This window comes from Acinetobacter sp. YH12043 (assembly GCF_013419915.1).
Taxonomy (GTDB): Bacteria; Pseudomonadota; Gammaproteobacteria; order Pseudomonadales; family Moraxellaceae; genus Acinetobacter.
Window position 1 is genome coordinate 1 of the sequence record NZ_VOZD01000053.1, and the last position, 4,189, is coordinate 4,189.

At 44.3% G+C, this 4,189-nt stretch carries 2 protein-coding genes and 1 pseudogene; all 3 read right to left on the reverse strand.

Going from position 1 to position 4,189, the window contains the following annotated elements:
- Nucleotides 1-87: pseudogene (locus tag FTU01_RS15325) on the reverse strand (IS1595 family transposase); the annotation flags it as partial.
- A gap of 134 nt (nucleotides 88-221) precedes the next feature.
- Nucleotides 222-2,612, reverse strand: a complete 2,391-nt coding sequence (locus FTU01_RS15330) for a YgiQ family radical SAM protein (RefSeq protein WP_180139989.1) — start codon at nucleotides 2,610-2,612, stop codon at nucleotides 222-224.
- 143 nt (nucleotides 2,613-2,755) lie between these two features.
- Nucleotides 2,756-3,970, reverse strand: a complete 1,215-nt coding sequence (locus tag FTU01_RS15335; RefSeq protein WP_180139985.1) for an MFS transporter — start codon at nucleotides 3,968-3,970, stop codon at nucleotides 2,756-2,758.
- Nucleotides 3,971-4,189 lie beyond the last annotated feature (219 nt).

The window sequence follows — 4,189 nt, forward strand, 5'->3', positions numbered from 1 at the left end:
GGCTGTTTTGGAAGCAGGAATATCAACACAAAAGCATTGAATAATTTTTTTAATCTTGTAGTGACTTAATTTACTGTTTTCTATCATGATTCTAGACTAACATAATCATTTTGCTAGTCTAGAGCCTAAAATATTTTACATTTTAATTGAGAACCTGAAAGCCGCATCAATAAAGTCTGAACATAAAAAAGACACCCGAAGTGTCTTTTTTATCAGCTTAATCAAGCACGTGATTTTGGCTTTGATTTTGCTTTAGGTTTAGGGCCGCCGAATGGCTTTTTCGCATCACCCGTTTCACGCGGTGGCAGACCAGTATGCTGGGTCAGAATCTGGCCTTTTTTCGGACGGTTATTTTGAGCCTGACCACGATTACCTGGGTTAGCAGTACGTTTCTGTGAATCACCCGCTACAGTCGAATTCTTCTTACGTGCAGACTGGTATTGCCCATCTGTACCAGCAGGTTGATAGGTTGGAATCAGATGCTGTTTCGAGTTACCAATCAGATCCTGACGCCCCATTTCCTTTAAAGCTTCACGCAATAAAGGCCAGTTGTTTGGATCATGATAACGCAAGAAGGCTTTATGCAGACGACGACGTTTCTCACCTTTCACGATGTCCACATCTTCAGTATAACGCGCGACTTTCGCCAGCGGGTTTTTACCGGTGTAGTACATGGTGGTTGCAGTGGCCATTGGTGATGGATAGAAGGTTTGTACCTGATCGGCACGGAAGCCATTCTTTTTCAACCAGATAGCCAAATTCATCATGTCGTAATCGGTGGTACCCGGATGCGCCGCGATGAAATAAGGAATCAGATACTGTTCCTTACCGGCTTCTTTACTGAAACGGTCAAACATCTGCTTGAAGCGGTCATACGTCCCGATCCCCGGTTTCATCATCTTGGATAATGGACCTTTTTCGGTATGCTCTGGTGCAATCTTCAGATAACCACCCACATGATGGGTGACCAGCTCTCTGACATATTCCGGGTTCAATACGGCAAGGTCATAACGCAGACCTGAGCCAATCAGAATCTTTTTAATACCCGGTAAAGCACGTGCCTTACGATACAACTGAGTCAACGGTGCATGGTCAGTATGTAAATTTTGACATACACCCGGGAATACACAAGATGGTTTACGACAGTTCTTCTCAATCTCAGGATCTTTACATGCCAAACGGTACATGTTGGCTGTTGGGCCACCTAAATCCGAGATAATGCCGGTAAAGCCGGGTGCGGTATCACGAATTTTTTCTACTTCACGCAGGATTGATTCTTCAGAACGGTTCTGGATGATACGGCCTTCATGCTCGGTGATCGAACAGAAAGTACAGCCACCGAAACAGCCACGCATGATGTTCACCGAGAACTTGATCATGTCAAAGGCCGGAAAGCGTGCATTACCATAGGATGGATGCGGCAGACGTGCATAAGGCAGGTCGAACACATAATCCATTTCTTCGGTAGTTAATGGAATCGGTGGTGGATTGATCCACACATCACGTTCACCATGTTTTTGTACCAAAGCACGCGCGTTCCCTGGATTAGTTTCCAGATGTAGAATACGGTTCGCATGCGCATACAGCACAGGATCATTCGCGACTTCTTCAAAAGAAGGCAAACGAATCACTGCTAATTCACGTGGTGGTAATTTATGTTTAATGGCTTTAGATGCCGGTTGTAGCTGCACGATTTGCGTATCTGGATCTAAATCATCCCCTTCACGCACGATTGGATTCGCTACGACTTCTTTCTGGAAATTCTGGTATTGGCTTAAGCTGTTGCCTTTATCTTTTTCAATTTCACAGCCATCAATATCTTCGCTCATCACATAGGGGTTGATGATCGGATCGACACGGCCAATGGTATCGACATCATTGGATGCAATTTCCACAAACTGGGCTTTCGCAGCACGGTTATGTTTATTGATAATGAATGCGGTACCACGAACATCAGTAATCTGATGAATCTTTTCACCCTTAGCCAGGCGATGCATGATTTCAATGATCGAGCGTTCGCCATTACCGTACATCAACAAGTCCGCTTTAGAATCCATTAAGATCGAACGACGGACTTTATCTGACCAGTAGTCATAATGTGCGATACGACGTAATGAACCTTCAATACCACCGAGTAATACCGGCACATCCGGGAAAGCTTCACGACAACGTTGGCAATAGACGGTTGCTGCGCGGTCTGGACGTTTATTCGGCTGGTTATCTGGAGAATAAGCATCATCTGAACGAATCTTACGATCCGCCGTATAACGGTTAATCATCGAGTCCATATTACCGGCAGAAACGCCCCAGGCAATATTCGGCTTACCGAGTACACGGAAGGCTTCTACATTAGTCCAGTCCGGCTGGGCAATAATCCCCACGCGGAAACCTTGTGCTTCGAGCACACGTCCAATGATCCCGGTCACAAATGACGGGTGGTCAATATAGGCATCACCGCAGACAAAAATAAAGTCACAACTGTCCCAACCGAGTTGGTCCATTTCCTCGCGTGACATCGGCAAAAAAGGCGCGGGTTCAAAACATGACGCCCAATATTTGTCGTAATCAAACAACGCTTTAGGCGCAGTCTGAGCGGTATAAGCAGTAGACATGGCTAGCAATTCTCGGCTGGCAGATGGAAGATCAGAAAAGTGATCAAAGATGAAAGCCGAGTATTTTAGCATGAATTCGGCTTAGGTTGCTTGATTATAATTTATACAAAAACAGCTTTAAGACCTTTATTAGGAATATATACTCATCCTGATTTTGAAGAATCATTTATAGGTTTTAAACGCTGTGCCATCAGCAAGCCTAATCCTAAAATAATAGCGATAAATACACTTAGTCCTAACCATCCGGAATTTTCCCAGACCAGTCCACTCGAACTTCCAAGTAAGCTTGAACCCAGGTAGTAACAGAACAAATAAAGGGACGAACCTACCGCACGATACTGTAAGGATTGCACCGATACCCAGCTACTGGCAGTTGAATGAGCCGCAAAAAAGGAAAAGGTAAAAATCAGCAAACCAATAAAGACTAAAGCCAAGTTATTAATCAACATTAAGGCTAAGCCAAACAGCATGGTACAAAGCATGGCAGCAAGCACCCTATAACGTCCAAACTTCCTGCTCCAAGCTGCGGCTCGTGGCGAGCTATAAATTCCGGCCAGATAAGTAATCGAAATCAGACCAATCCAGACATGAGACAATTCAAATGGCGCTTGAATCAAACGATAACTCAGATAGTTAAATACCGAGACAAATCCCCCCATCAGGATAAAGCCCTGTAAAAACAGAATTCTTAATTTAGGATCACTCAGATTCTGCTGAAATGCTCTGATAAAACGGCTGAATTGAATTGGATAAGCCTGAAAGTGTCTGGACTTAGGTAATAGAAAATAGAAGGTTATAGCGATACATAGGTTCAGTAACCCAATGATCAGAGTCGCAGATTGCCAAGAAATAAAATCGACCAATGTCCCTGCGATCAACCGTCCGCTCATGCCCCCAATCGCAGTTCCGGAAATATACAGCCCCATGGCAAAGCCCACATCCTGCTCTACCACTTCCTCTCCAATATAAGTCATCGCCACGGCTGCCACACCACTGACCGTTAAACCAATCAGTACTCGTGTGGCTAGAAATATCGACCAGATTGGCAGTAAAGCACTGAGTAACAGTAAGACTGAAACTGAAAATAACGACCAGACCATTATCGGCTTACGGCCAAAACGGTCTGAAATCAGACCAGTAAAGATCAAGCCAATAGCCAAGGCAATGGTAGAGAAGGAAAGTGGAAAACTGCTTTGTGTTGGAGAGATATGAAAATAATCCGCCAGAATCGGCATCATCGGTTGGACACAATACAGCGATGAAAAAATCGCGAAACCCGCCAGAAATAAGGAGAATAAAATAGCTTTAAAAGCAGATGAACCATATGCGATATGGCTTGAAGATGAATTTGAGGACATATCCGCTCCATGAACCTGCTCAGTATACGCCTCTCAATTCGCCTTTTATGTGATGATTCAGTTTAAATAACCATCGAATAATTAATTTTCTTAAACCCCACGCATAAAAAAGCCCCCTGCGTGAGCAGAGGGCTTTTGGAATAATGAGCTGGCGATGACTTACTCTCACATGGGAGACCCCACACTACCATCAGCGCTAAGAGGTTTCACTTCTGAGTT